At 60.4% G+C, this 25,674-nt stretch carries 25 protein-coding genes; 12 read left to right on the top strand and 13 right to left on the bottom strand.

Annotated features, from left to right (window positions below):
• Positions 1-87 precede the first annotated feature (87 nt).
• Positions 88-393, bottom strand: a complete 306-nt coding sequence (locus tag PSUM_RS13405) for a DUF2288 domain-containing protein (RefSeq protein WP_020798127.1) — start codon at positions 391-393, stop codon at positions 88-90.
• 349 nt (positions 394-742) lie between these two features.
• Here PSUM_RS13405 and PSUM_RS13400 point away from each other — a divergent pair, with 349 nt between their 5' ends.
• The 5 genes from PSUM_RS13400 to PSUM_RS13380 all read left to right on the top strand — a co-directional run bounded on the left by PSUM_RS13400 (position 743) and on the right by PSUM_RS13380 (position 5,746).
• On the top strand, positions 743-1,870 hold the full coding sequence (locus PSUM_RS13400; protein WP_020798126.1) for a branched-chain amino acid ABC transporter substrate-binding protein: 1,128 nt from the start codon (positions 743-745) through the stop codon (positions 1,868-1,870).
• A gap of 233 nt (positions 1,871-2,103) precedes the next feature.
• Positions 2,104-3,027, top strand: coding sequence for a high-affinity branched-chain amino acid ABC transporter permease LivH (gene livH, locus PSUM_RS13395; RefSeq protein WP_007947264.1), 924 nt, complete (start codon positions 2,104-2,106; stop codon positions 3,025-3,027).
• A complete protein-coding gene (locus PSUM_RS13390) occupies positions 3,024-4,280 on the top strand; it encodes a high-affinity branched-chain amino acid ABC transporter permease LivM (protein ID WP_020798124.1) in 1,257 nt (418 codons plus the stop codon). Before livH ends, PSUM_RS13390 begins: the two co-directional genes overlap by 4 nt.
• Positions 4,277-5,044: a high-affinity branched-chain amino acid ABC transporter ATP-binding protein LivG gene (livG, locus tag PSUM_RS13385; RefSeq protein WP_046816659.1), complete on the top strand. Its 768-nt coding sequence runs from the start codon at positions 4,277-4,279 to the stop codon at positions 5,042-5,044. The genes PSUM_RS13390 and livG overlap by 4 nt, the downstream gene beginning before the upstream one ends.
• Positions 5,045-5,746 carry an ABC transporter ATP-binding protein gene (locus PSUM_RS13380; protein WP_020798122.1) on the top strand — a complete coding sequence of 234 codons (702 nt, stop codon included), beginning with the start codon at positions 5,045-5,047 and terminating at the stop codon, positions 5,744-5,746. It begins immediately after the preceding gene.
• A gap of 209 nt (positions 5,747-5,955) precedes the next feature.
• On the opposite strand, the gene PSUM_RS13375 is transcribed toward PSUM_RS13380, so the two are convergent.
• On the bottom strand, positions 5,956-6,864 hold the full coding sequence (locus tag PSUM_RS13375) for a LysR family transcriptional regulator (protein ID WP_020798121.1): 909 nt from the start codon (positions 6,862-6,864) through the stop codon (positions 5,956-5,958).
• A gap of 105 nt (positions 6,865-6,969) precedes the next feature.
• Between PSUM_RS13375 and PSUM_RS13370 the strand changes: the two genes are divergently transcribed.
• From PSUM_RS13370 to PSUM_RS13360, 3 genes are all read left to right on the top strand, one after another.
• Positions 6,970-7,569 carry a short chain dehydrogenase gene (locus PSUM_RS13370; RefSeq protein WP_083348361.1) on the top strand — a complete coding sequence of 200 codons (600 nt, stop codon included), beginning with the start codon at positions 6,970-6,972 and terminating at the stop codon, positions 7,567-7,569.
• Between the two features lie 59 nt (positions 7,570-7,628).
• The gene (locus PSUM_RS13365; protein WP_020798119.1) at positions 7,629-8,294 is read left to right on the top strand and encodes a COG3650 family protein; all 666 of its coding nucleotides are present in this window, start codon (positions 7,629-7,631) and stop codon (positions 8,292-8,294) included.
• Positions 8,295-8,389: 95 nt separating this feature from the next.
• On the top strand, positions 8,390-10,003 hold the full coding sequence (locus PSUM_RS13360; RefSeq protein ID WP_020798118.1) for an NAD(P)/FAD-dependent oxidoreductase: 1,614 nt from the start codon (positions 8,390-8,392) through the stop codon (positions 10,001-10,003).
• Positions 10,004-10,126: 123 nt separating this feature from the next.
• Here PSUM_RS13360 and PSUM_RS13355 read toward each other — a convergent pair whose 3' ends face one another.
• Positions 10,127-11,221 (bottom strand): PLP-dependent cysteine synthase family protein, encoded by a 1,095-nt coding sequence (locus PSUM_RS13355; RefSeq protein WP_020798117.1) that lies wholly within the window; start codon positions 11,219-11,221, stop codon positions 10,127-10,129.
• Positions 11,222-11,470: 249 nt separating this feature from the next.
• Here PSUM_RS13355 and nhaA point away from each other — a divergent pair, with 249 nt between their 5' ends.
• Both nhaA and PSUM_RS13345 read left to right on the top strand, forming a co-directional pair.
• Positions 11,471-12,664: a Na+/H+ antiporter NhaA gene (nhaA, locus tag PSUM_RS13350; RefSeq protein ID WP_020798116.1), complete on the top strand. Its 1,194-nt coding sequence runs from the start codon at positions 11,471-11,473 to the stop codon at positions 12,662-12,664.
• 28 nt (positions 12,665-12,692) lie between these two features.
• Entirely contained in the window at positions 12,693-13,388 is a 696-nt protein-coding gene (locus PSUM_RS13345; protein ID WP_225441878.1) for a hypothetical protein, read from the top strand.
• Between the two features lie 76 nt (positions 13,389-13,464).
• Here PSUM_RS13345 and PSUM_RS13340 read toward each other — a convergent pair whose 3' ends face one another.
• The gene (locus tag PSUM_RS13340) at positions 13,465-13,929 is read right to left on the bottom strand and encodes an outer membrane lipoprotein (protein WP_020798113.1); all 465 of its coding nucleotides are present in this window, start codon (positions 13,927-13,929) and stop codon (positions 13,465-13,467) included.
• 166 nt (positions 13,930-14,095) lie between these two features.
• Between PSUM_RS13340 and PSUM_RS13335 the strand changes: the two genes are divergently transcribed.
• On the top strand, positions 14,096-14,332 hold the full coding sequence (locus PSUM_RS13335) for a 30S ribosomal protein S3 (RefSeq protein ID WP_083348360.1): 237 nt from the start codon (positions 14,096-14,098) through the stop codon (positions 14,330-14,332).
• 5 nt (positions 14,333-14,337) lie between these two features.
• Here the strand turns inward: PSUM_RS13335 and pdxH are convergent, their stop codons facing one another.
• The 5 genes from pdxH to dinG form a co-directional block, all read right to left on the bottom strand.
• Positions 14,338-14,985, bottom strand: coding sequence for a pyridoxamine 5'-phosphate oxidase (pdxH, locus tag PSUM_RS13330; protein WP_020798111.1), 648 nt, complete (start codon positions 14,983-14,985; stop codon positions 14,338-14,340).
• 24 nt (positions 14,986-15,009) lie between these two features.
• Positions 15,010-16,110 carry an OmpA family protein gene (locus PSUM_RS13325; RefSeq protein ID WP_083348359.1) on the bottom strand — a complete coding sequence of 367 codons (1,101 nt, stop codon included), beginning with the start codon at positions 16,108-16,110 and terminating at the stop codon, positions 15,010-15,012.
• Positions 16,111-16,223: 113 nt separating this feature from the next.
• Positions 16,224-17,369, bottom strand: coding sequence for a serine hydrolase domain-containing protein (locus PSUM_RS13320; RefSeq protein WP_020798109.1), 1,146 nt, complete (start codon positions 17,367-17,369; stop codon positions 16,224-16,226).
• A 170-nt stretch (positions 17,370-17,539) separates the two neighbouring features.
• Positions 17,540-20,050, bottom strand: a complete 2,511-nt coding sequence (locus PSUM_RS13315; protein ID WP_083348358.1) for a beta-galactosidase — start codon at positions 20,048-20,050, stop codon at positions 17,540-17,542.
• A gap of 95 nt (positions 20,051-20,145) precedes the next feature.
• Positions 20,146-22,290, bottom strand: coding sequence for an ATP-dependent DNA helicase DinG (gene dinG, locus PSUM_RS13310; protein ID WP_083348357.1), 2,145 nt, complete (start codon positions 22,288-22,290; stop codon positions 20,146-20,148).
• Positions 22,291-22,389: 99 nt separating this feature from the next.
• Between dinG and PSUM_RS13305 the strand changes: the two genes are divergently transcribed.
• Positions 22,390-22,854 carry a CopD family protein gene (locus PSUM_RS13305; RefSeq protein ID WP_083348356.1) on the top strand — a complete coding sequence of 155 codons (465 nt, stop codon included), beginning with the start codon at positions 22,390-22,392 and terminating at the stop codon, positions 22,852-22,854.
• A 52-nt stretch (positions 22,855-22,906) separates the two neighbouring features.
• Here the strand turns inward: PSUM_RS13305 and PSUM_RS13300 are convergent, their stop codons facing one another.
• From PSUM_RS13300 to PSUM_RS13285, 4 genes are all read right to left on the bottom strand, one after another.
• A complete protein-coding gene (locus tag PSUM_RS13300; protein WP_083348355.1) occupies positions 22,907-23,665 on the bottom strand; it encodes a collagen-like triple helix repeat-containing protein in 759 nt (252 codons plus the stop codon).
• The gene (locus PSUM_RS13295; RefSeq protein WP_083348354.1) at positions 23,658-23,936 is read right to left on the bottom strand and encodes a DUF1145 domain-containing protein; all 279 of its coding nucleotides are present in this window, start codon (positions 23,934-23,936) and stop codon (positions 23,658-23,660) included. Before PSUM_RS13295 ends, PSUM_RS13300 begins: the two co-directional genes overlap by 8 nt.
• A 148-nt stretch (positions 23,937-24,084) precedes the next feature.
• Positions 24,085-24,801, bottom strand: coding sequence for a PA1041 family peptidoglycan-binding anchor lipoprotein (locus PSUM_RS13290; protein WP_083348353.1), 717 nt, complete (start codon positions 24,799-24,801; stop codon positions 24,085-24,087).
• A 90-nt stretch (positions 24,802-24,891) separates the two neighbouring features.
• Entirely contained in the window at positions 24,892-25,587 is a 696-nt protein-coding gene (locus PSUM_RS13285) for a PA1041 family peptidoglycan-binding anchor lipoprotein (RefSeq protein WP_020798101.1), read from the bottom strand.
• Between the last annotated feature and the right edge of the window lie 87 nt (positions 25,588-25,674).

The raw sequence follows: 25,674 nt of genomic DNA, 5'->3' as shown, positions 1-25,674 counted from the left end.
TGGCCTTTCTCTACGGCAACGTGCCATCACGCTACTCGGCTACACACTTATCTCCGCCAAGCCATCGCACCAAGACAGTGCAACCATTCAAGCCTGCGCCTTTTCCTGAATCATGATCCAGGGCGAAACCACCACCGCCCACAACTCCGGATCCCTTTCAAAAAGATCCAGCGCCCGCGTTTCAGACAGCTTGGCGACCTTGTCGTCAGCCAGCCAGGCGGCCACTTTCTCGCCGTCATCGGTCGCCATGGCTTCGGCGGCAGCGATCAAATCAAGGCCGGGGTCGACCCACAATAGGGCACCCTTGGCAAAGAACGGCTCCAACTCCTTCCAGGTAATAGATGCGGTTTCTCCAAGCAGCTTGGCATAGAGGGTGCTAGGTTCTTCAATCATGGGTCCGGTCCGGAAAAGAAATCGACGCAATGATAACGTCGGTGGTCAGGCAGAAAAACCCAGATGCAATTTGCAGGATCGAATGAAAAGCGCAGGAATGCCAAGGAATGCACGGAATCTGGCTATAAGCCCGTCAAAGCCCCGCCGCAATTCTGACTTTTTCTTTCGAAAAAGCGACACCCCCAAGTTTTGCCCCCCGGCGCCAGCTTCCCAGGCTGACAATCGGCGCTCTACACTGTACCGGTACAGTTGCCGAGGGGCTTTTCCGGGGAATGTCGTAGATACTGACCCGGTTCTGCCGCCGACGGCGCCAGGACTATAAAAATTACAACAGTAAGAGTGGAGCACTATGACTAAGGCTACTAAGCAGATTTCCAAACTGTTTGCCGCTATGGTTCTGGCCGGGGTTGCCAGCCATTCGTTCGCAGCTGACACCATCAAGATCGGCATCGCCGGCCCAAAAACCGGTCCTGTAGCCCAATACGGCGACATGCAGTTCAGCGGCGCCAAAATGGCCATTGAACAGATCAACGCCAAAGGCGGCGTAGACGGCAAGAAGCTCGAAGCCGTTGAATACGATGACGCCTGTGATCCAAAACAAGCGGTAGCGGTCGCGAACAAAGTCGTCAACGACGGCGTGAAATTCGTGGTTGGCCACCTGTGCTCCAGCTCCACTCAACCGGCTTCGGACATCTACGAAGACGAAGGCGTGATCATGATCACCCCGGCAGCCACCAGCCCGGACATCACCAACCGTGGTTACAAAATGGTGTTCCGCACCATCGGCCTCGACAGCGCCCAAGGCCCTGCCGCCGGTAACTACATCGCCGACTTCGTAAAACCGAAAATCGTTGCCGTGCTGCACGACAAACAGCAATACGGTGAAGGTATCGCCTCTGCCGTGAAGAAAACCCTGGAAGGCAAAGGCGTGAAGGTTGCCGTGTTCGAAGGCGTCAACGCCGGCGACAAGGACTTCTCGTCGATGATCGCCAAGCTCAAGCAAGCCAACGTCGACTTCGTCTACTACGGCGGCTACCACCCGGAACTGGGCCTGATCCTGCGTCAATCCCAGGAAAAAGGCCTGAAAGCCAAGTTCATGGGTCCGGAAGGCGTGGGTAACGATTCCATCTCGCAGATTGCCAAGGACGCTTCCGAAGGCCTGCTGGTGACCCTGCCGAAATCCTTCGACCAGGATCCGGCCAACATCGCCCTGGCTGACGCGTTCAAGGCCAAGAAAGAAGATCCAAGCGGTCCGTTCGTGTTCCCGGCCTACTCGGCTGTGGAAGTGATTGCCGAAGGCATCAAGGCGGCCAAGTCCGAAGACTCCGCCAAAGTGGCTGAAGCCATCCACAAAGGCACCTTCAAGACCCCTACCGGCGACTTGAGCTTCGACGAGAAGGGCGACCTGAAAGACTTCAAATTCGTGGTTTACGAGTGGCACTTCGGCAAACCAAAAACTGAAGCCAAGCCTCAGTAAGGCGCTGCCTGACTGACTGCCAACAAAGCCCACGGCGTGCCGTGGGCTTTGTTTTACGAACGTATCTGGGCCGTGCTGGCGTGATCCGCTAGTCTCCCCACCTGAAAATCTCAAAACCGTCATCAGCGGTTCGCTGGCAAATCCCGGATTCGAAGTGGATGCAGATCCACGGGGCCCGGGCGGGAAAATGACTCCACCAGTGAAATGCGTATCAGGTTTTTAGGAGCGCTGTAATGCCTGACATCTATCACTTCTTCCAACAGCTGGTTAATGGTTTGACCATTGGCAGCACGTATGCCCTGATCGCCATCGGCTATACGATGGTCTACGGCATCATTGGAATGATCAACTTCGCCCACGGCGAGGTGTACATGATCGGCTCCTACGTGGCGTTCATCGCCATCGCCGGGCTGGCCATGCTGGGACTCGACAGTGTTCCGCTGTTGATGACCGCCGCTTTCCTGGCGACCATCGTCGTCACCAGTGCCTACGGCTACAGCATCGAACGGATCGCCTACCGCCCCTTGCGCGGCAGCAACCGTTTGATCCCGCTGATTTCCGCCATCGGCATGTCGATCTTCCTGCAGAACACGGTTCTGCTGGCGCAAGACTCCAAGGACAAATCCATCCCCAACCTGATTCCGGGCAACTTTGCCTTCGGACCAGGTGGCGCACATGAAGTGCTGATTTCCTACATGCAAATCGTGGTGTTCGTGGTGACCCTGGTCGCCATGCTCGGCCTGACGCTGTTCATCTCCCGCTCTCGCCTGGGTCGCGCCTGCCGCGCCTGTGCCGAAGACATCAAGATGGCCAACCTGCTGGGTATCAACACCAACAACATCATCGCCCTGACCTTCGTCATCGGTGCCGCGCTGGCGGCCATCGCGGCCGTGCTGCTGAGCATGCAGTACGGCGTGATCAACCCGAACGCCGGTTTCCTGGTCGGCCTCAAGGCCTTCACCGCCGCGGTACTGGGCGGTATCGGCAGCATTCCGGGCGCCATGCTTGGCGGACTGGTGCTGGGTGTGGCGGAAGCCTTTGGTGCCGATATCTTCGGCGACCAATACAAGGACGTCGTGGCGTTCGGCCTCCTGGTTTTGGTGTTGTTGTTCCGGCCAACTGGCCTGTTGGGCCGTCCGGAGGTTGAGAAGGTATGACTAGGAATCTTAAACAGGCGCTGTTCAGCGCTTTGCTGGTGTGGGCCGTGGCCTACCCGGTACTCGGTCTGAAGCTGACCATCGTCGGCATCAACCTCGAAGTTCATGGCACCAGCGACGCCACCCTGATCACCATCGCGGTGTGCTCGGTACTGATGTTCCTGCGTGTGCTGTTCGACCAGCAGATCAGCTCGGCCTGGCGTTCTTCGCCGAGCATGCCGCTGATCCCAGCCAAGGCCAGCAACTTCCTGACCCTGCCTACCACTCAGCGCTGGATCATTATCGCGCTGATCGCCGGCGCCCTGGTCTGGCCGTTCTTCGGCTCTCGCGGTGCAGTCGATATCGCGACGCTGGTGCTGATCTACGTAATGTTGGGCCTGGGCCTGAACATCGTGGTCGGCCTGGCCGGCCTGCTCGACCTCGGTTACGTCGGTTTCTACGCCGTTGGCGCCTACAGCTACGCGCTGCTGTCGCACTACTACGGCCTGAGCTTCTGGATCTGCCTACCGATCGCCGGCCTGATGGCGGCCACCTTCGGCTTCCTGCTCGGCTTCCCGGTGCTGCGTCTGCGCGGTGACTACCTGGCGATCGTGACCCTGGGCTTTGGTGAGATCATCCGTCTGTTCCTGCGTAACCTGACCGGCCTCACGGGCGGTCCGAACGGCATCAGCAACATCGAGAAACCAACGTTCTTCGGCCTGACCTTTGAACGTAAGGCCGCTGAAGGGATGCAGACGTTCCACGAGTATTTCGGCATCGCCTACAACTCGATCAACAAGGTGATTTTCCTGTACCTGGTTGCGCTGTTGCTGGCGCTCGGCGCGCTGTTCGTCATCAATCGCCTGCTGCGCATGCCCCTGGGCCGCGCGTGGGAAGCGTTACGTGAAGACGAGATTGCCTGCCGTGCACTGGGCCTGAACCCTACCGTGATCAAATTGTCGGCGTTCACCCTGGGTGCCAGCTTCGCCGGTTTCGCCGGTAGCTTCTTCGCTGCCCGTCAGGGCCTGGTGACGCCGGAGTCCTTCACTTTCATCGAGTCGGCGATCATCCTCGCCATCGTGGTACTGGGTGGCATGGGCTCGCAGCTGGGTGTGATCCTGGCCGCCGTGGTAATGATCCTGCTGCCGGAAATGATGCGTGAGTTCAGTGAGTACCGCATGTTGATGTTCGGTGCCTTGATGGTACTGATGATGATCTGGCGCCCTCAGGGTCTGCTGCCCATGCAACGTCCTCACATGGAGCTGCGCAAATGAGCCGCGAGATCCTTAAAGTAGAAAACCTGAGCATGCGCTTCGGCGGCTTGCTGGCGGTCAACGGCGTTGCCTTGAGCGTGAAAGAGAAACAAGTGGTTGCCCTGATCGGCCCCAACGGTGCTGGCAAGACCACCGTGTTCAACTGCCTCACCGGCTTTTACAAGCCAAGCGGCGGCAGCATCCTGCTCGATGGCGAGCCGATCGAAGGCCTGCCGGGCCACAAGATCGCCCTCAAAGGCGTGGTGCGTACCTTCCAGAACGTGCGGTTGTTCAAGGACATGACCGCGGTCGAGAACCTCTTGATCGCCCAGCATCGCCACCTGAACACCAACTTCCTGTCCGGCCTGTTCAAGACCCCGGGGTTCCGCAAGAGCGAACGCGAGGCCATGGAATTTGCCGAGTACTGGCTGGAAAAGGTCAACCTCAAGGAGTTCGCCAACCGTCCGGCCGGCACCCTGGCCTACGGTCAGCAACGGCGTCTGGAAATCGCCCGCTGCATGATGACCCGTCCGCGGATCCTCATGCTCGACGAACCGGCCGCCGGCCTGAACCCGAAGGAAACCGAGGACCTCAAGGCGCTGATCAGCGTATTGCGTGAAGAGCACAACGTCACCGTGCTGCTGATCGAGCACGACATGAAACTGGTCATGAGCATTTCCGACCACATCGTCGTGATCAACCAGGGCACGCCTCTGGCCAACGGTACGCCGGAACAGATCCGTGACAATCCTGAAGTGATCAAAGCCTACCTGGGGGAAGCGTAAATGCTGCAGTTCGAAAACGTTTCCACCTTCTACGGCAAGATCCAGGCCCTGCACAGCGTCAACGTCGAAGTCCGCCAGGGCGAGATCGTGACCCTGATCGGCGCCAACGGTGCCGGCAAGTCCACGCTGCTGATGACCCTGTGCGGTTCGCCGCGGGCCCACAGCGGCAGCATCCGCTACATGGGTGAGGAGCTGGTCGGGCAGGATTCTTCGCAGATCATGCGCAAGAGCATTGCCGTGGTGCCGGAAGGTCGTCGGGTGTTTTCCCGCCTGACCGTCGAAGAAAACCTCTCCATGGGTGGTTTCTTCACCGCCAAAGGCGACTATCAGGAACAGATGGACAAAGTCCTCGGACTTTTCCCACGCTTGAAAGAGCGCTTTAGCCAGCGTGGCGGCACCATGTCCGGCGGCGAACAGCAAATGCTCGCCATCGGCCGTGCGCTGATGAGCAAACCCAAGCTGTTGCTGCTCGACGAGCCTTCACTGGGCCTGGCCCCGATCATCATCCAGCAGATCTTCGATATCATCGAACAGCTGCGCAAGGACGGTGTAACGGTGTTCCTGGTCGAGCAGAACGCCAACCAGGCGCTGAAAATCGCTGACCGCGCCTACGTGCTGGAAAACGGCAGGGTGGTGATGACAGGCACCGGTGAAGCGCTGTTGACCGATCCGAAAGTGCGCGATGCGTACCTCGGTGGCTAAGCCTTTGCGGTAAACAAAAAGACGGCCTTTGCGGGCCGTTTTTTTATGCCCACCAAACTTCAACAACATCGCCCCCCCTTTAGGAGCGAGCATGTTCGCGAAGAACCTGAGGCCACCGCGGGGCATCAGGCTTCCCGCTTTATCGTTAACGACCATCGCGACGGTGCGACGATTCGACATGCTCGCTCCTACAGGGGGGGCGTGATGGTTTAGAGCCTGTCCAGCGCCTCGCCGCTGCGCTTGAACCAGCCCATCAAATAATCCGCCAGCACCTGCGTACGCCTGGGCAGCCCACCCTGATACGGATGCACCAGATACATCGGCATGCTGCGTGTCTGATAATCACGCAGCAGCCAGCGCAAACGCCCGTCAGCCAATTCCGCCGGCAATGCATAGGACGGCAAGCGGGCAATGCCGGCGCCAGCCAGTGCGGCTTTTTTCAACAGGTTGTAATGATTACTGGCGAACGGTCCCGAAACCCGCACCCGCAACAACTCGTGTTGTTGGTGATACAACCACTCCTCCCGACCGCTGTAGTGGCTGTTGAGCAGGCAGCGATGCCCGGCCAGCGCCTGAGGGGACTGCGGCTCACCGTATTGCTCCAGATAGGCCGGGCTGGCACAGGTCAACTCCCGCCACGCCAGTAGCGGGCGCGCCACCAGGCGCTGGTCAATCGCCACATCGGAGCGGACCGCCAGATCGAAGCCGTCACGGGACAAATCGCGGTAGTTGTTGTTGAGCTCCAGTTCGATCTGCACCTCGGGATACTGGGCCGAGAACTCCAGCAACAAGCCATCGAAGAACGTTTCCCCAAGCGACACAGGTACGGTCATCCGCACAGGGCCCGCCATGTCATCCTTCAACCGTGCCAGGGCCTGGCGCGCGCGCTCGACTTGCACCACCAGCGCCTGGGCTTGGGGCAACAACGCAGCGCCTGCCGCCGTCAGGCTCAAGCGTCGCGTGGTGCGTTGTAGCAGGACCACGGAAAACTGCGCTTCCAACTGACTGATGCGCTTGGACAACTGGCCCTTGCTGCAACCCAATTGCTGCGCCGCCAAGGTAAAGCTGCCTGCTTCGACCAACACGGCGAATGCCGCCAGGTCATCCATCTCGCTCATGGATTGTTTCCATTTGAAAACCAAAGGTTGCCTATTAGCGCGCTTATCCGTGGAAAAAACCACTCTAAACTGAGGCCTCACTTATCGATACGAGGATCAGCCAGCATGAAAATTCTTTTGATCGGCGCAGGTGGCACCATTGGTTCGGCCGTCGACAAGGAACTGTCCCCGCGCCACGAGATCGTGCGCATCGGCCGCAAAAGCGGTGATTTCCAAGTGGACATCAGTGACAGCACCTCGATTCGAAAACTGTTTGAGCAAACGGGCAAGTTCGATGCGTTGGTCTGCGCCGCCGGCAACGTGACCTTCGCGCCACTGGATGAAATGACCGAAGAGAGTTTTACCCTGGGCCTTAAAGACAAGTTGATGGGCCAGGTCAACTTGCTGCTGGTCGGTCGCGAGTTCGCGAATGACGGCGCGTCGTTCACCTTCACCACCGGCGTGCTCAGCCACGATCCGATCCGCAGCGGTGCTAGCGCAGCGCTGGTCAACGGTGCCCTGGACAGCTTTGTCCGTGCCGCCGCGATCGAATTGCCGCGTGGCCTGCGGGTCAACTCGATCAGCCCGAACGTGCTGGTCGAAGCCATGGGCAAATACGCACCTTACTTCCGCGGCTTCAAACCGGTTCTGGCGGCCGATGTGGCATTGGCCTACGCAAAGAGTGTCGAAGGCTTGCAGACAGGTCAGACCTTTCACGTGGGCTAAAGCCTTGTGATGAACGGTCAGGCTGAGTAACGTGACGGCACTTGTCAGGAGACCCCAAGATGCGTGCTGCCCGTTCCTTAGTCCTCGTTGCCCTTCTTCCACTGTTCGCCGCATGCCAGTTGTTCGATGGCTCGAGGGAAAGCGCTTCCCACGTCGGCCAGGCCCGTATGCAGGGCCAATTGAGCGCAGCCGACGGCAAGCTGTTGTTCCAGCCGTGCGGCGAGCAGAAACGTTATGCGGTCAACGACACGGGCGGTACCAGCGTCCTGCAACAGGCCGCGAGCCTGGCCGATGCCCAAGGCAAACTGTTTGCCGATGTGCGCGGGCGGATCGTTTCCGGCTCCGGCGACGGGCAACTGGACCTCGAACAGCTGTATCGCATCGAGCGTTCGGGCAATGCCTGTGCCGATCCCGACTTCAAGAAGCTGATCCTGCGCGCCGCCGGCCATGCCCCTGAGTGGAGCGTGAGAGTCACCGGCAAAGGCATGGTCCTTGAACGCGCCGGCCAGGCGCCGTTGGCCGTGCCCTATGTCGAGGAGCAATTGGGCGAAGGCCGCTTCAACCTCAGCACCGAAGCCAACCAGCAGCACATCGAACTGTGGGTCGCACCGCAACGCTGCGTCGACAACAGCACCGGCAGCATCCAGCACATGAGTGCTGAACTGCGGATCAACGGCCAGGTGCAACGGGGTTGTGGGTATTTCGGCGGATCGCGCGACGACTGATCGTTTAAGCCTCACGGGCCTGAGCCTTTGAGGCTTATAATCGCCGGTTTCAAACGCCCTGGCGCAGTTGTGCGCCCCGCGAACCGGATCCTGCCATGTTACGAATCACCGAACTCAAGCTGCCAATCGACCATCCCGATGAAGACCTGCGCCCTGCCATCCTGCAGCGCCTGGGCATCACCAGCGATGACTTGCTCGATTTCACCTTGTTCAAGCGCAGCTACGATGCGCGCAAAAAGTCCTCCGAGCTGTGCTTCATCTACACCATCGACCTCGATGTTCGCGATGAAGCCTCGGTGCTGCACAAGTTCGCCGATGACCGTAACGTCAACGTGGCACCGGATGTCAGCTACAAAATGGTCGGCCAGGCGCCGGCCGACCTGAGTGTGCGCCCTGTCGTGGTCGGCTTTGGTCCATGCGGGATCTTCGCCGGCTTGCTGCTGGCGCAAATGGGCTTCAAGCCGATCATCCTCGAACGCGGCACCGAAGTGCGCCAGCGCACCAAGGACACTTGGGGCCTGTGGCGTAAAAGCGTGCTCAACCCCGAGTCCAACGTACAGTTCGGCGAGGGCGGCGCGGGGACATTCTCCGATGGCAAGCTCTACAGCCAGATCAAGGATCCGAAGTTCATCGGGCGCAAAGTCCTCAATGAGTTCGTCAAGGCCGGTGCCCCGGAAGAAATCCTCTACGTCAGCAAACCGCACATCGGTACGTTCCGCCTGACAGGCGTGGTGGAAAACATGCGTGAGCAGATTCGCGCCATGGGCGGTGAAGTGCGCTTCCAGCAGCGGGTTACCGACGTGCTTATCGAGGACGGCCAACTGGTTGGCGTCGAACTCGATGGCGGCGAGCAGATCCATTCGAAACACGTGATCCTGGCTCTCGGCCACAGTGCCCGGGACACGTTCCGCATGTTGCACGGCCGTGGCGTGTTCATGGAAGCCAAGCCATTCTCGGTAGGATTCCGCATCGAACACCCGCAGTCGCTGATCGACCGCGCGCGCCTGGGCAAGTACGCCGGCCACCCGAAACTCGGCGCCGCCGACTACAAACTGGTGCACCACGCCAAGAATGGCCGTTCCGTCTACAGCTTCTGCATGTGCCCGGGCGGCACGGTGGTGGCGGCGACGTCCGAGCCAAATCGCGTGGTGACCAATGGCATGAGCCAGTACTCGCGTAACGAGCGCAACGCCAACTCCGGGATCGTTGTCGGGATTACCCCGGAAGTCGATTACCCGGGCGGCCCGTTGGCCGGTATCGAGTTGCAGGAACGCCTGGAATCCCACGCCTTTGTGCTAGGCGGCAGCAACTACGAGGCACCGGCGCAACTGGTCGGCGACTTTATCGCCGGCAAGCCGTCCACCGAGTTGGGCAGCGTTGAACCGTCCTACAAACCGGGCGTTGCCCTGGGTGACCTGGCGCTGGCCTTGCCGGCCTTCGCCATCGAAGCGATTCGCGAAGCCTTGCCGGCATTCGAGAAACAGATTCGCGGTTACTCGCTGCACGATGCCGTGTTGACCGGGATCGAGACCCGCACGTCGTCGCCGTTGCGCATCACCCGCAACGAGTCGATGCAAAGCCTGAACGTCAAGGGCCTGTTCCCGGCGGGTGAAGGCGCAGGTTATGCGGGTGGGATTCTGTCGGCGGGTGTCGATGGCATTCGCATCGCCGAAGCCGTGGCGCGGGACATCCTGGGCTTGCAGGCCTGACGCATATCCCTTGTGGGAGCGAGCCTGCTCGCGAAGGCGGATTAACACTCAACAGAAATGTTGACTGATCTACCGCTTTCGCGAGCAGGCTCGCTCCCACAGTGATTTCTGCGCATGACGAATTCAGATATTGGCGCGCAACACCGTAGCCGGTAGCGCCTCGCCGCGCTCGACCGTCGCCGCCACCGCATCGATCAACCCACCCAGTTCAAACCCCTCGGCCTGAAGCCAGGCCTGATCGTAATACGTCGTGGCATAGCGCTCGCCGCTGTCGCACAGAATCGCCACGATCGACCCCTCCTCCCCCGCTGCAGCCATCTGCTGCGCGGCCATCAAGGCGCCGATCAGGTTGGTCCCGCTCGATCCGCCGACATGACGCCCCAGACGTTTCGCCAGGTAATGCATGGCTGCCAACGACAACGCGTCCGGCACCTTGACCATCGCATCGATGACCTTGGGCAGGAATGACGCCTCCACCCGGGGTCGTCCAATGCCCTCGACCCGCGAACCGTGAGCCAGGCGCAGGCTGGCATCACCGCTCTGGTAGTAATCGAAAAACACCGAGCGTTCGGCATCGGCACACAACACGCGGGTGGCGTGCTGGCGATAGCGTACGTAACGTCCCAGGGTCGCCGTCGTGCCCCCGGTACCGGGGCTGGACACCAGCCAGCTCGGCTCCGGGTGCTTTTCGAAGCGCATCTGCTGGAAGATCGATTCGGCGATGTTGTTGTTCGCCCGCCAGTCGGTCGCGCGCTCGGCGTAGGTGAACTGGTCGATGAAGTGGCCATCGTGTTCGCGCGCCAGGCGTTCGGATTCGGCGTAGATCTGCGTAGGGTCCGTGACCAGATGCGTTTGCCCGCCATAGAAAGCGATTTGCGCAATCTTCTCCTTCGAGGTGCTGGCCGGCACGACCGCAATGAACGGCACCCCCAGCAAACGCGCGAAGTACGCTTCGGAAATTGCCGTCGAACCGCTGGACGCCTCGATGACTGGCGCTCCGGGCTTGAGCCAGCCATTGCACAGCGCGTACAGGAACAGCGAACGCGCCAGACGGTGTTTCAGGCTGCCGGTGGGATGGCTCGACTCATCCTTGAAGTACAACTCGATGCCGGCAAAGCCTGGCAGCGACAAGGGGATCAGATGAGTGTCGGCGCTGCGCTGGAAATCGGCTTCGATGATCCGGATGGCTTCGCGGGACCACTGTCGGATGTCGCTCATGGTAGTTATCTCGATGGATCGGGCAATTGGCGGCCTTTTCACAAGCCTGAGCCTTCAAGCTTAGGAAAAATCCTACATCCAGCACAGATACAGCTGGGTTCCAATGCATCCGGCAACTGCTAGGCTCAAGACCTTGCCGCAGAATCGTGTTGTTACGACATATAACAAAAAAGAATATAACTTTTGTTTTAACAACTAACGGTACGGGTTAGGGTGTGCCACCTTTTGACTAATCGATGGAGAGCGACTGTGCCTCTGCGTAGCACGTTCACGCGTTTCTTTCAGCTGGAAGCTGCCAGCGGTCTGTTATTGATCGCCGCGGCTATCCTCGCGCTGATCATCAATAACTCCCCGCTGTCGTGGCTGTACAACGGCCTCCTGGAAACCCCCGTTGTCGCCCAGATCGGCGCGCTGAAAATCGCCAAGCCCCTGCTCCTATGGATCAATGACGGGCTGATGGCGATGTTCTTCCTTTTGATCGGGCTGGAGGTCAAGCGCGAGGTCCTCGACGGGCAACTGTCCAAGCCGTCGCAGATCGTCCTGCCCGGCGCAGCCGCCATTGGCGGCATGGTCGTGCCAGCGTTGATCTACTGGTTCCTCAACCGCGACAACCCGCCGGCCCTGAACGGCTGGGCGATCCCGACAGCCACCGACATCGCTTTCGCGCTGGGTGTACTGGCGTTGCTGGGCAAACGCGTTCCGGTCTCGCTGAAGTTGTTCCTGATGACCCTGGCGATCATCGACGACCTCGGCGCCATCATCATCATCGCGATTTTTTACTCCGGCGAGCTGTCGACCCTGTCCCTGGCACTGGCTGCAGCCTGCATCGCGGCGCTGATCGGAATGAACCGGCTCGGCGTGGTAAAGCTCGGACCGTACATGATCATCGGCCTGATCCTCTGGGTCTGCGTACTCAAGAGCGGTGTGCATGCCACGCTGGCGGGCGTGACCCTGGCCTTCTGCATACCGTTGCGCACGAAAAACGCCGAACCGTCGCCCCTGCTGACACTGGAACACGCGCTGCACCCTTGGGTGGCCTACGGCATCCTGCCGTTGTTCGCCTTCGCCAACGCCGGCCTGTCGCTGAGTGGCGTTACCGCCGAGAGCTTCACCCATAACGTGCCAATGGGCATCGCGATTGGCCTGCTTCTGGGCAAGGCAATCGGCGTCTACGGCCTGACCTGGCTGGCGGTGAAAACCGGCATCGCCGCCCTGCCCCAGGGTGCCAATTGGGGCCAGGTGCTGGGTGTCGCGATTCTTTGCGGCATAGGCTTCACCATGAGCCTGTTTGTCGGTTCGCTGGCCTTTGAGCCAGGCGTGAGTGACTATGCGGGGATGGATCGGATGGGGATTCTCACCGGTTCGATTCTGGCGGCCTTGATTGGCTATGCCGTCACGGCTGCGGCGAGTCGCAAGCCTGCACTGCAAACGGCGCACCTGTAGGACCAAGCTGGCTCCAGGCGGCGTTCCGATGGACGTCAACGATGATGCGGGAAATCTGAAACCCAACGGTGTTTTCAGGTTTTTCGCGAGCAAGCTCGCTCCTACAAAAAACCGTACAGAACTTCGGATTCTTCCTACGAGCTTTACGGAAGCTGCCTGCATAAATCCCCAAGCCTTTCTCGTTAACGTTGCGATTTGTGACCGTGCCTTTTGCTTTATGCAGACATGGTCAAATTCAGCAATTTTGGAGAGGGTTATGGCGCTACGTCAGGAACTGATGCCCCCGCACCTTTGCGAAACCAAGGTTGCTCGCCTTGCAAACCTTGCTGCGCAAATTGATGGCGCAAATCAGGATCAGACCAGGGATCAGCTGGCTCAATTCAATCGAGAGGCTATGACGGATCTGACCTCTCTCGATTTTCCAGGTATTGACGAAGCCCAGGATCATGACACTTGGGTTCGCCAGATCCTGATGGGGCCTTATGAGCGCCGCCTGAAGGATATCTCCCAACCTGAAATGATCGAAATGGCTCGAAGAGTCATGGATGCGGATATCCCGGAACACGCCACCTGCTTTTGGCTGCAAATGTTGGCCCTCAATATTCCAGATGCTCGTATTTCCGATCTTTTTATCTGGCCCGGCGAATATTTTGGTGATGGGGACGACGCTCGAGAATTAATACCCGAGCAAGTCATTGAAACAGCCCTAAAGAACGATTTTTAGCCCGATGCCGGAAACCGGCGCAAAAAAAACCCGACCAGTCACCCTGGTCGGGGTTTTCTCTTACCCGTATTACCGCTTAGTGAGAAACGCGACTGGTGCCATCAACCGTGGCAATACGCACGCGCTCGCCGACGCGGAACACTTCGTTTTCCTGAACCTGCTGCACGTAGGCACGCATGCTGCCGTCGTCTTCACGCACGGTGATCTCCACGCCCTGGGTGCGGGTCAGGCCTTCTTCGGTAGCCGAGCCCAGCAGCCCGCCGGCCACTGCGCCGATGACCGCTGCGACGATACTGCCTCGGCCGCCGCCGATGGCACTGCCGCCAACTCCGCCGACCACTGCACCCGCAGCGCCGCCGATCGGGGTCTTGGTACCTTCGATTTTCACCGGCCGCAGGGCTTCGATGGTGCCCATGCGAATCGTCTGCACGCGACGCGCTTCGTCACGGGAATAGGAGTCACCGGTCAAGCTCGATTGGCAGCCAGTGAGCAACATCGCCATGGTGGAAAAGGAAGCAACCAGCAGAACAGACTTACGCATAGCATCAACTCCAAAGGACAAGTAACCATTAAACTCCGCAGCTGAACGCCTGTCACGGCCTTGCCTGGAGAAAATTGCTTCGATTCAGGCTCTGTACAGGCCCCTTGACGAGCTCACCACACAGTTGTGGCTATTTGCAAAACTGCGCCACTGACCAGGGATCTATATGGATTACTTTATCATTGTCGTCACAACCGTCGCTGGACTGTACTTCCATGGGTGGCTATATGTGCGCATCAGACGCTGGGTGGACCGTGACCTGGCATTAGCGCTGGCTGGCAAGGACGAGCAGAAAAAAGCCTTCATGCTCGAACAGTTGGCAAGCGCTCATGCGCAGAAAATCAAGCGTCGAGACCTGCCGCGGTGGCTCGAGGCCGCAGCGGCAAGCTATTCCGAGCGGTAGACTGCTTAAGGCGCCAGACGTTCAAGAATCCAGTTGGCGCCCTGCAGACGATAGTTGAGCCGGTCGTGCAGACGGCTTGGACGACCCTGCCAGAACTCGATGCGCTCTGGCAGCAAACGATACCCACCCCAATGTTCAGGGCAATGTGGCTGGGTATCGCTGAAACGCTGCTCGGTATCCTTGAGCAGCGACTCCAGTTCGCTACGATCGGCTATCACCCGGCTCTGCGGCGAAGCCCAGGCACCGAGGCGGCTGCCCAGCGGGCGCACCTGATAATACGCATCGGACTCCTCGGGTGTGACCTTCACCACCCGACCTTCAATCCGTACCTGACGCTCCAGCGTCGGCCAGAAAAACGTCATGGCCGCGAATGGATTCGCCTCCAGCTGCTGGCCTTTGGCGCTGTCGTAGTTGGTGAAAAAGGTGAAGCCCTGCGCATCCAGTCCCTTGAGCAGCAGAATGCGGCAATGCGGCCGCCCGTCCTGGTCGACAGTGGCCAAGGTCATGGCATTAGCCTCCACCGGTGCCTGCTCGGTTTTCACCGCATCGGCAAACCATTGGTGGAACAGCGCAAACGGCTCGGCCGGGGCTTGCGCCTCGGTCAGGCCATCACGGGTGTAGTCGCGGCGCATATCAGCCAGGGCCTTGGTCATGGCGCAATCCTTATGGTTAACGAATCACTTCTTTGTGGTATCGGCGGCGACTTTGGTCGCGTCGGCAGCGGCTTTGGCCGGTGCGGTCTTTTTCGCTGGCGTTGCGGTTTTAGCCGGTGCCTTCTTGGCTGGAGCCTTGGCGACTTTCTTGGCCGGCGCTTTTTTCGCCACCGGTGCAGCCGCTTTCTTCGCTTCGCTTGGTGCTGGAGTCACAGGCTTGGCCACCGGTTTGATGTCCTGGGTTGCGACCATGCGCACGGGCGCCGGGGCCGGCATATTGTACTTGCTCAGCAAAGCGACCATGGTGTTTTGCGGCGTTACCAACAGCTCCACTCGACGGTTCAAGGCCCGGCCCTCAACGCTGTCATTGGCGGCACGCGGAGCGTCGCCGCCCATGCCTCGCAACATCAGGCGATCACGCTGCAGACCACTGAGGCGGAAGATCGCCGCCACGGACTGCGCACGCTCCTGACTCAGCTTCACATTGGCGGGCGCTGCGCCCGAGGTATCGCTGTGGCCGAGTACCAGCACGGCGGTCTTCGGGTCAGCTTCAAGGATTTTCGCAACGCGAGTGAACGGGCCGAGCGTCACCGGCAAGAGCATGGCCGGGCGGTCCGGGTTGAACGAGCCCTCTACGGGCGCGGTCACCACCAATACGTTTTCACGGCGTTCGAGTTGCAGGTTGCTGTCCTTGATCGCTGTGCGCAGACGCGGTTCGTAGTCGTCCAGCCAAGCCTGGGTGACTTTCGGATCGGGCATCGGCACGGCTTTGGCTGTGCTCTGCTCTTTGCCACCAAACGGCCACCACCACTTGCCATCTGCATCAGCCTCAGCCTTGGCCTTGGCCACTTCGACCGGCTTGGCTGCAGGTTTTACTTCTGGTTTTTTATCGAGCGCTTCCTCGGAACCGAACGGCCAGTACCAAGGGCTGGAACTCTCAGCCTTGGCAACCGGTGCGGCAACGGGTTTCAGCGCTGCCGGGGCTGGCGCTGGCTCCTTGGCCGCGACTTTGTCGGAAGACCCGAACGGCCACCAGCTGCCGCCGTCTACATCACTTTTAGGAGTCTGTGCGCAACCTGTAATAGCGAAGCACAGTGCCAAGGCGAGGGTGGGTTTGGTTGACATTGGATATCCACAAAAATGAAGTAGTTAAAATCAGGCCGGATCGGCCCGCATAAACAGACGGTTGGAAACTGAAAAGGCCATCGGGTTCCAGCTCCGGAACCGTTGAGCGTGATTTACAGACAAGTGGCCAGTACCCGCACAAGCTTTTGTGCGCGCGGATCCATCAAGACGTACGGCCCCAGGGTATTTGTCACAAAACCGAACGCCACATCATGCTCGGGGTCGGCGAAACCAACGGAGCCGCCAGCACCCGGATGCCCGAACGCTCTCGCGCCCAGTCCGAAGGTGGCATTGGGCACATCCGGTTGATCGAGCATGCAGCCCAGGCCAAAGCGCGTTCGAGTCAATAAGGTCTTGTCCTCGCCGAGGCTGTGCTCGCGGGTCAGTTCATCGAGCAACTCGCCTTCGAGCAGGCTGCCATCGAGCAACCCGGTGTAAAACCCGGCCAGGCTACGGGCATTGCCGTGGCCATTGGCCGCCGGCTGCTGCATGCGTCGCCACTCCGGCTTGTTGGTACTGGTCAGAACCGACGGCGGATTGGTGAAAGCGCGGGTGGTCATGGCCGCTGGCTCACGCATGGTCACTTGCAGCAGGCGCTGGGCCGCCGCATCGCCGACATTGCCCTTGCCGCGGGCAATGTGCGCCACGCGATAGAACTCTTCATCGGCCAGACCGACGTGAAAATCCAGGCCCAAAGGCTTGGCAACCCGCGCCACGATGGACTCACCGGGACCACGACCATCCGCACGGCGCAACAGTTCTCCGACCAGCCAGCCATAAGTGATGGCCGCATAACCGTGACCTTCGCCTGGCGTCCACCAGGGCGTTTCGGCGGCCAGCGCCTCGACCATGGTTGGCCAGTCGTACAGCGCTTCGGGAGCAAGCAGCTCGCGCAACGCCGGCAGCCCGGCCTGATGGCAAAGCAGCTGGCGCAAGGTGACCGATTCTTTGCCTGCGGCGGCGAATTCCGGCCAGTAGCGAGCCACCGGGGCATCCAGTTGCAGCTTGCCTTCAGCCACCAGCTGCAGGGCGGTGACGGCGGTGAAGGTCTTGGTGCAGGAGAACAGGTTGGCAATAGTGTCGCTGTGCCAGGCTTCGGCCCCGTCCTTGTCGGCGGTGCCGGACCACAGGTCGACGACGGTTTCGCCGCCGATCTGGATGCACAACGCGGCGCCACGTTCCTGAGGATCGTCGAACAACGCCGCGAACGCTTCGCGCACTGCCTCGAACTTAAGCTCGTAATGACCCTGAATCTGCACCCGCGACTCCCCGAAGAACGTTCTGTAAAAGTGGCCCGCATTGTTCCAGCCCTTGAGGGTTTTGGGAACAGGTGCGGGCTGGGCGGTCAATCACTCGCAAAAATGACTGGACATTTGGAGTGTCTGTTCAGGCGCCTTCGCGAGCAGGCTCGCTCCCACAGGGATCGGACTCAATGACCTTTGCCGGAATGCCCACCAGCGCCCTTCCCCGGGCCTTTCCCGGCTTCGGCCTTGCGCCCGCCCTCGGCGTCGTGGCTGGCTTTGTCGACCTCAGCTGCAGCCTTCCGGGCCTCTTTGCCCAACTGATCAAGCGCCGACAGGTTGCTCTTGCGCACACTGTCGACAAAGCCCTGGAATGGCAGATCGGTAACGCCTACCAAGCCAAAGTGACCATTTTCGCCATCCAGCAGGCGCCCGGTCACAGGTTGGTCGAGGTATTGAAACCAGTGCAACCCGACAATCGACGGTTCGTTCAGCGCCTGTTTCAGGAAATTCGCGTAGGCCGGGCCACGGTCTTCTTCCTTCGCCAATTGCGTCACGCCGCCCCAGAACGGGCCGCGATCGGTTGAGCCAAAGTTGAATTCGGTGATCAACACCGGCTTGTCGAGGCTGCGCAGTTGAGCGAAGTCGTAACCATCCTGCGGTTGCAAGGTGTACATGTTGAAGCTCAGGACGTCGCAATACTGCGCACAGGACTCCACGGCTTCCGGGGTGCTGATGGCGAACCGGCCACCGAGCAGCAACTGGTTGGGCGCGTGCCACTTGAGGGAATCGGAAATGGTCTTGAAGTAGGTGTCGGCGAAAACCTTCTGGAAATATTTGAAGTCAGCCTCGATTTCCGGGTGCTCGGCGCTTGGCAACGGCGGTACGAAGCCTGGGTCTTCCATCAGTTCCCAGGCCGGCAGATCGATACCCCAGGCTTTCGACAAGCCCGCCTGGTTGCGGTATTTGTCGCGCAACTGCTTGAGGAACGCGCGCTTGGCCGGCACGTCGGTGGTCATTTTCAAGGTGGCGTACGCCAGCGCGTAACGGGCTTTCGGGTCGTCGCCGGGACCGGCCCAGGCCAGTTCGTTATCGGCGAAGTAACCGATCAGCCATGGATCGTCACGGTGATCGCGGGCGGCAATGGCCACGGCGCGCTCGGTCGCCATGGCGAAACGCGGGTCGAACGGGTCGGGCATCCCGCCCCACCAGTCGCTGCCGGTGCTGATGCTGGCGTAATCGCCGACGATCGACAGCGGCAAGGTGTAGGGAACGCGTTCCGCGTCACCCAGGCTCGAGGCGCTCCAGTTGCCGAGGGTGTTGAAGCCCCAGGCTTGCAGGCGATCGAGGGTGTGAGCGGTCCAGCGTTGTTCATCAAACGTCGCCTTGCACGGCTCGACAGGTGTTGGCTCCGCGGCTTTCGCCACCGTCGCATCGACGGCGCCGGCCTTGGCGGCTTCGGCGACACCGGATTCGGCGGTTGATGGCGCGACGGTGGGCTCGGCAGCCTTCTCGGCCGTTGCCTCTACCGCGTCAGCCTTGGCCGCCTCAGCGACTCCGGCTTTGTTATTGCTACCCAATGCACAGGGGTCGCCATACAGACGCTGCAGATTGGCGCCGTAGAAGTCGTACCACTGGCCAAAATTGAAGCCGCGGCCCTGATCCACACCATTACCACCGCGGTTATCACCTTCACCGTAGTGACTGGCCAGCGGCTCGTCAGCCTTGGGCAGGGATTCGAACATCCATTCACGACCGGCGACGTAGGTCTGGTTGACGTCCGCCGTAACGGCATTGACCCCCAGCGAGTAGAACGGGTGACCTTGTGGCGTCACCAGGTACCAGCGGCCGTCGCGTTTTTCTGTGCGAAAAAAGCCGCTGGCCTTGAACGTCGGCCCGTTGGTCCACCCGCCGAACTTGTCCAGGGAAGACTTTTCGCGCTCAGCCAGCCAGGTTTTCAGCTGCTGTTGCTCCTTGGCGGCGACGCTTTTCAGTTGTTCGTCGCTGCTGATTTTTTCTGGCCATTTGGCCCGGGTCGATTGGCCATAAGTGTCCACCAACGCGCCATAGACCGTTTGGGTCACCCCTTCGCCGTCCTGCACCCCAAAACGCTCCAGCAGGATGCTTTGGGCAACTTTCGGCTGATCCATGGACAGGCTGACCGACACTACCTGGCTACGGTCCAGTTCACCGGCACTGCTGGCCAGCAGGACGCGCTGGCCGTCGACCGTCATCGGCATCGGTGGCCCCGCCTTCATGCCTTGGCTGAGCGGCGAAGTCGGCTGCAATGGCACCAGCAGGGTCTGCGCTGGGCCGGCTGGAAGATCGACGCGACTGACCAAAGTCTTGCCGTCGTTGCTCTGGATGGTCACGTAGAGGGTCACGGCCCAGTTCATCGCGCTCTGGATCCGCAAGCTCATCACGCCCGACTGCGACCAGTCCCATGCCCCACTCTGCGGAGACAGGCGCAGGGTCGGCCGGGCTACCGGGTTGAACGTCACCCGACGCAGCACTTCACCCTCGGCGGTTTGTTCGGCGTTGGATTGCGGCAGGCTGGCGTCCTGGGTCGCCACCTGGACTACATCGGCGGGGCGCACAAAGTTGAACAGCGTCTGTTGGCCTGCGGGTGCGGCCAACAAGGGCGTTGCGAACAGGGCAAGAACGGCAGGTAGCGAGCGACGCACATAACGGCGAATCATGAGAACGATATTCTCCCTAGCGACCCGGATGGGCCAATGGAAAAGCGATGGTAGAGAGATAGACAGCGCGGTGGGCAAAACTGCCCACCGGTTTATCAGGAAATTTCACGTCGGAAGGGAGGTAACGCATTGAGGATCGCCTTGCCATAGCGCTGGGTGACCAGGCGCCGATCGAGCAAGGTGATGGTGCCGCGGTCCTCTTCGGTGCGCAGCAGGCGGCCGCAGGCCTGGACCAGTTTCAGCGAGGCATCGGGAACCGAGATTTCCATGAATGGATTGCCACCACGGGCCTCGATCCATTCGGCCAATGCCGCTTCCACCGGGTCATCCGGTACCGAGAATGGAATCTTCGCGATCACCACGTGCTCGCAGTACGCGCCCGGCAAGTCGACCCCTTCGGCGAAACTCGCCAGGCCGAACAACACGCTCGAATCCCCGCCATCGACCCGCGCCTTGTGCTTGTTCAGGGTTTCCTGCTTCGACAGGTTGCCTTGAATGAACACTTGCTTGCGCCAGTCGCGATCCAGGCCATCGAACACGTCCTGCATCTGCTTGCGCGAGGAAAACAGTACCAGCGTGCCCCTTGAGCCTTCGACCAGTTCCGGCAGATCGCGGATGATCGCCGCGGTATGGGCCGCTGCATCCCGCGGATCGGCGTTCAGGTTCGGCACCCGCAACACGCCGGCGTCGGCGTGATGGAACGGGCTCGGCACCACGGCGGTCACGGCCTTTTTCGGCAGGCCGGCGCGCATGCGAAAGCGGTCGAAGGTGCCCAGGGCAGTCAAGGTCGCGGAGGTTACGAGCGCACCATAGGCCACGTTCCACAGGTTGCGCCGGAGCATTTCCGCCGCCAGGATGGGACTGGCGTTGACCTCGATATCGAACAGCGAGCCGCTTTCCGACAGGGTCAGCCAGCGCGCCATTGGCGGGTTGTCTTCGGGGTCTTCAGCGGTGAACGCGACCCACAATTCCCAGTTGCCCGAAGAACGGGACAACAGGCTGCCGAACAGCGGATACCACTCTTCGGCCTGGTTACTGGCGATGCCGATATTGACCTCGCCGTCCATGCCTTCCTTAAGAAATTCAGTGAGGCGGGTGAACAAATCAGTCAGGCGCGCAAAGCCTTTCTTCAGTTCGATGCCCATTTCGCGCATGTGCTCGGGAATCACCCCGCCGACGAAACGGTGACGCGGGCGTTCGCGGCCTTCGACGTCTTCGCCGGGCTTGAAATCGGCAGCCTGTTCGCAGGCGGTGAACATGAACTGCTGCTGCGTCTTGATCTCCCGCGCCAGCTCTGGCACTTGCTCGATCAGTTTGCCCAGGTCACCCGGCAAGGGATGCTGGGCCAGCAGCTTGGTGAGGTTCTTGGCGGTGGTTTCCAGCCAGTCGGCGGTGGAGCGCAGGCGCGTGTAGTGGGCGAAATGACCGATGGCCTTGTCCGGCAGGTGATGGCCTTCGTCGAACACATAGATGGTGTCGCGTGGATCGGGCAGCACGGCACCGCCACCGAGTGCCAGGTCAGCCAGGACCATGTCGTGGTTGGTGACAATCACATCGACCTTGCCCATGCCTTCGCGGGCCTTGTAGAAGGCGCACTGGCCGAAGTTCGGGCAATGGCGGTTGGTGCACTGGCTGTGATCGGTGGTCAGGCGCGCCCAGTCGGCGTCCTCCAGGGCAGTGGACCAGCTGTCGCGGTCACCGTCCCACTTATTGCCGGCGAGTTTCTCGATCATGCTGGTAAACAGCTTCTGACTGGCCTCATCGACCTCGATCTTGAAACCTTCTTCCTCGAACAACTGGGCAGTGGCGGTTTGTGCGTGACCTTCCTGGAGCAACATGTCGAGCTTGGACAGGCACATGTAGCGCCCACGCCCCTTGGCCAGCGCAAAACTGAAATTCAACCCGCTGTTGCGCATCAGGTCGGGCAGATCCTTGTAGACGATCTGCTCTTGCAAGGCGACGGTGGCCGTGGCAATCACCAGGCGCTTGCCGGCCGCCTTGGCCGTGGGGATGGCCGCCAGGCTGTAGGCCACGGTCTTGCCGGTACCGGTGCCGGCTTCCACCGCGACAATCGCGGGGTCGCCACTGCGCCGGCCTTCGTCGTCGGTGTCGATGTCACCGAGGACCTTGGCGATTTCGGCGATCATCAGGCGTTGGCCGTAACGCGGCTTGAGGCTCTTCGCTTCGAGAAAACGCGAATAGGCGCCCTGGATCGTGGTTTTGAGTTCAGTGCTGATCATGGATTGTCGGGCGCAAATAACGCTGGATAAATTTTCAGTAGTTCGGTTCGGCCGCTATCATACCCCGCTAATGAATCCCGCGCAGAACGGAGTAACCCGATGACACCTTTTAGCCTCATTTATAGCCTGCATGTACTGGCGGCCCTGGTCTGGGTCGGCGGCATGTTTTTCGCCTGGATGGTCTTGCGCCCCGCGGCCTTGAAGGCGTTGGAGGGCCCTGCCCGGTTGAAGCTGTGGCTGGAAGTGTTTCAGGGTTTTTTCCGCTGGGTCTGGGTCGCGGTGCTGTTGTTGCCGATCAGCGGCGTCGGCATGATTCATCTGCAATACACAGGATTTGAAACCGCGCCGCGTTACGTGCAGGTGATGATGGGGTTGTATGTGGTGATGACCGCGCTGTTCATCCGGATCCAGGCGTTGATGTTGCCGGAGTTGCGCGCCGCGGTGACGACCCAGGATTGGCCGGCGGGGGCTGCGGTGCTGGGGAGGATTCGCCGGTTGGTGGGGATCAATCTGATTGTAGGCCTGGTGTTGGTGGTGATTGCGGCGCTTCGGCCGATGCTTTAATTGTGATCGTTCCCACGCTCTGCGTGGGAACGATCGGTCTGGGGGATGGGGGTTACAACCGCTGCACCGTCACCGAACCTGCAGCCCCCTCCTCTCCCGGTTGCCCGTCCAGGCCAGGCTTGCCACTCTTGCCGCCATCGGCCTTGTAGACCAAGCAGCCCTTGGCTTTACCGCCCGCCCCCGGCTTGCCGCCTGGCCCGGCTACGCCACCGGCACCGCCGGCCACTTGAACCTTGATCTTGTCTGCGGGGTAATCGCGAGGCACCGCCAGCCTGACCGCCGCGCCAGGCGCACCGGCCTGGCCATTGCTGCCATCGCTGCCGTCGGCACCGCGACCCGCCTGGCCCCAGGCACAGCCTGGTGCCTGGCCGTTGGCCCCGTCGAGGCCGACGAATCCTGGTGCGCCCGCGCCACCGCGACCATCCACCATCAGTTGCGGTGCCGTCAGTGCCTTGATCTGCAAGTTCAGGTTACGCCCGGAGCGGGCAGCTTTCTGGTAAGTCCCCGATGCGCCGCGCGCGGTGATCTGGCTGCCTTCAGACAGCTCGGCTCGGTTGACCTTCAACTCCAGCGCCTGCTCACCAGGGACGATCGTAATCCGCGCGTCACGGCCCAGGCGCAGTTCACCAACGCTGACCTCGGTCACGTTCGAGGGAATCAGCAAGGTGCCGTAGTCGGCCACTTCAAGGCGTTCCAGTTGCAAGATGCTGGCAGTGTTGGGCAGGCGCATCAACGAGTTGGTTTCAACACTCACCACCTGGGCGCAAGCCAATGGGCTGATGAGGGCGGCGAGCAGACAGAGTTTACGCATGGGAAGCCTTAGATGCGGTGGGAGCCGGGAGGGTTTGCAGGTGGAAAACGCCGAAAAAGAGCACGTTCAAGCGATCGAGCCAAGGGTGGGCGCGGCCCCTGAGGCTGCGGTAGCAGAACAGCGCCTCCAGTAGATGAAGCCCCGCCAGCAGGCAGCCGGCCAGGTTGACCAACGGGTGCAGCGGATAGATGAACGGCGTGAGCAGATTGAGCAGCACCACCAGCCAGAACACCAGGGTCAACAGCTTCCCCAGCCCCCATATCACCTTCATACACGCCCCCGGGCAGAATTATTATTTGCTCGCACAGTAACGGCTTCCACGCGGGATAAGCCAGAGGGCAAGCGCAAATTCTTCCTCAAGTGCGTTAAATGGCCGACGGAACGACGTAAATCATCGTCCGACGGCTCTATTGCGCGGTTCAGCGATTGATGTGCAACTCCACGCGGCGGTTTTGCGCGCGTCCTTCTTCGGTATCATTATCGGCAACGGGCTCGCTCTCGCCCTTGCCTTCGCTGGTGACTTTATTGGGCGTAACGTGCTGGCTGAGCAGATACTCGGCGACGCTGCTGGCACGTTTTTGCGACAGTTCCTGGTTGTATTCATCCGACCCAACGCTGTCGGTATGCCCGACCACCTTGATGCTCGCGACGCTGGGGTCCTGCAGTTTACCCATCACCGAATCCAGCTTGCTTTGCATGCTGGGGGTCAAGTCAGCGCTATTGAAGGCAAACAGCACATCGTCGGCATCGCTCAGGGTAATGACTTCGGCTTGCACAGGTTCAGCCTTCACGCTGGCCGGGTATTGCGGAAGCGGGCAGCCATGATGTTCCACAGGGGTATTGGCGGGCGTGTCGGGGCAGCGATCGCGACGGTCGAATACGCCATCATCGTCTTCGTCGCCATCCTGGGCATAACAGATCAAACCACCGGTCAAGATCCCGAGCGCCGCTCCACCGGCCGCCCAACCGCTACTTTGGATAGCGCCCAGACCTCCACCGACGAGTCCGCCGATGAGGCTGCAGATCGGCCAGGTACGTTGATTGAGGGGGGCGGTGCCATCGCTGTGAGTAGCGCAACCGGTCAACAGGCTGCCAAGCAGCAGAACCGGCAAGACGGTCCTTGTGAAATTGCTCATTTTTGAAAGCTCCTGTGCCACCGGCCGATGCCGGTTACACAGGAGTAAAGACCCGCATCCACGACTGCACAAGCCGTGGATGCGAGGGCTCTAGCGGTTGATTTTGATTTCCGTGCGACGGTTCATCGCGCGACCGTCAGCAGTTTTGTTGTCGGCAACCGGCTGGCTTTCCCCGGCCCCGGAGACCGATACGAAGCTACTGCGAGGCACACCACTTTCGATCAGGTATTCCACCACCGAATGCGCGCGGCGGTCCGACAGTTTCTGGTTGTAGGCATCGCTGCCCACGCTGTCGGTGTGACCGGTCACGGTCAGTTGGGCGCTGGCTGCTTCCTGTTTCAGGCGAGTGGCGATGGTGTTGAGCTTCTCTTTATCGGCGGCTGTCAGCTTGGCCGAGTCGAACTGGAAGTTGACATCGCGGATGACGATGGTTTCTTCCTTGACGACCACGACCTCTTCAACCACTGGAGCAGGCGCTGGTGGTGGGCAACCATCGGCATCGACCTTCACGCCCCGTGGCGTGCCCGGGCACTTGTCGCGGCTATCGAGCACACCATCGCCATCTTCGTCACCATCACCGTGAACCCAGCAATAGGCTGCCGCCGTAGCACCGACTACCAACGCGCCATAACCGGCCCATGATGAACTCTCGGTCGCGCCGAGACCCGCACCTACGACACCACCGACCGCGGCACAGGTCGGCCAGTCGGTTTTCTGCAAACCTGCGCAACCAGTCAACACACTGGTTAGCAGAACCAGGGGTAATGCTGTCCGAACTATGCTCATCTAGTTTTCTCCTGAAGGATCGGCTTAGAACCGATTCAGGGAGTAAAGACCGGAGTTTTAATCTCCGCCAGCAATAGGCCATGGCAG

Source organism: Pseudomonas umsongensis (assembly GCF_002236105.1).
GTDB lineage: Bacteria > Pseudomonadota > Gammaproteobacteria > Pseudomonadales > Pseudomonadaceae > Aquipseudomonas > Aquipseudomonas umsongensis.
Note: the sequence above shows the minus strand (reverse complement) of the source record. Positions and strands in the feature narration are given on the sequence as shown.

What these genes read in the sequence shown, in the direction of transcription:
- PSUM_RS13405 (WP_020798127.1), bottom strand. Translation starts at nt 393, where the DNA reads ATGATTGAAGAACCTAGCACCCTCTATGCCAAGCTGCTTGGAGAAACC.
- PSUM_RS13400 (WP_020798126.1), top strand. Translation starts at nt 743, where the DNA reads ATGACTAAGGCTACTAAGCAGATTTCCAAACTGTTTGCCGCTATGGTT.
- livH (WP_007947264.1), top strand. Translation starts at nt 2,104, where the DNA reads ATGCCTGACATCTATCACTTCTTCCAACAGCTGGTTAATGGTTTGACC.
- PSUM_RS13390 (WP_020798124.1), top strand. Translation starts at nt 3,024, where the DNA reads ATGACTAGGAATCTTAAACAGGCGCTGTTCAGCGCTTTGCTGGTGTGG.
- livG (WP_046816659.1), top strand. Translation starts at nt 4,277, where the DNA reads ATGAGCCGCGAGATCCTTAAAGTAGAAAACCTGAGCATGCGCTTCGGC.
- PSUM_RS13380 (WP_020798122.1), top strand. Translation starts at nt 5,045, where the DNA reads ATGCTGCAGTTCGAAAACGTTTCCACCTTCTACGGCAAGATCCAGGCC.
- PSUM_RS13375 (WP_020798121.1), bottom strand. Translation starts at nt 6,864, where the DNA reads ATGAGCGAGATGGATGACCTGGCGGCATTCGCCGTGTTGGTCGAAGCA.
- PSUM_RS13370 (WP_083348361.1), top strand. Translation starts at nt 6,970, where the DNA reads ATGAAAATTCTTTTGATCGGCGCAGGTGGCACCATTGGTTCGGCCGTC.
- PSUM_RS13365 (WP_020798119.1), top strand. Translation starts at nt 7,629, where the DNA reads ATGCGTGCTGCCCGTTCCTTAGTCCTCGTTGCCCTTCTTCCACTGTTC.
- PSUM_RS13360 (WP_020798118.1), top strand. Translation starts at nt 8,390, where the DNA reads ATGTTACGAATCACCGAACTCAAGCTGCCAATCGACCATCCCGATGAA.
- PSUM_RS13355 (WP_020798117.1), bottom strand. Translation starts at nt 11,221, where the DNA reads ATGAGCGACATCCGACAGTGGTCCCGCGAAGCCATCCGGATCATCGAA.
- PSUM_RS13345 (WP_225441878.1), top strand. Translation starts at nt 12,693, where the DNA reads ATGGACGTCAACGATGATGCGGGAAATCTGAAACCCAACGGTGTTTTC.
- PSUM_RS13340 (WP_020798113.1), bottom strand. Translation starts at nt 13,929, where the DNA reads ATGCGTAAGTCTGTTCTGCTGGTTGCTTCCTTTTCCACCATGGCGATG.
- PSUM_RS13335 (WP_083348360.1), top strand. Translation starts at nt 14,096, where the DNA reads ATGGATTACTTTATCATTGTCGTCACAACCGTCGCTGGACTGTACTTC.
- pdxH (WP_020798111.1), bottom strand. Translation starts at nt 14,985, where the DNA reads ATGACCAAGGCCCTGGCTGATATGCGCCGCGACTACACCCGTGATGGC.
- PSUM_RS13325 (WP_083348359.1), bottom strand. Translation starts at nt 16,110, where the DNA reads ATGTCAACCAAACCCACCCTCGCCTTGGCACTGTGCTTCGCTATTACA.
- PSUM_RS13315 (WP_083348358.1), bottom strand. Translation starts at nt 20,050, where the DNA reads ATGATTCGCCGTTATGTGCGTCGCTCGCTACCTGCCGTTCTTGCCCTG.
- dinG (WP_083348357.1), bottom strand. Translation starts at nt 22,290, where the DNA reads ATGATCAGCACTGAACTCAAAACCACGATCCAGGGCGCCTATTCGCGT.
- PSUM_RS13305 (WP_083348356.1), top strand. Translation starts at nt 22,390, where the DNA reads ATGACACCTTTTAGCCTCATTTATAGCCTGCATGTACTGGCGGCCCTG.
- PSUM_RS13300 (WP_083348355.1), bottom strand. Translation starts at nt 23,665, where the DNA reads ATGCGTAAACTCTGTCTGCTCGCCGCCCTCATCAGCCCATTGGCTTGC.
- PSUM_RS13295 (WP_083348354.1), bottom strand. Translation starts at nt 23,936, where the DNA reads ATGAAGGTGATATGGGGGCTGGGGAAGCTGTTGACCCTGGTGTTCTGG.
- PSUM_RS13290 (WP_083348353.1), bottom strand. Translation starts at nt 24,801, where the DNA reads ATGAGCAATTTCACAAGGACCGTCTTGCCGGTTCTGCTGCTTGGCAGC.
- PSUM_RS13285 (WP_020798101.1), bottom strand. Translation starts at nt 25,587, where the DNA reads ATGAGCATAGTTCGGACAGCATTACCCCTGGTTCTGCTAACCAGTGTG.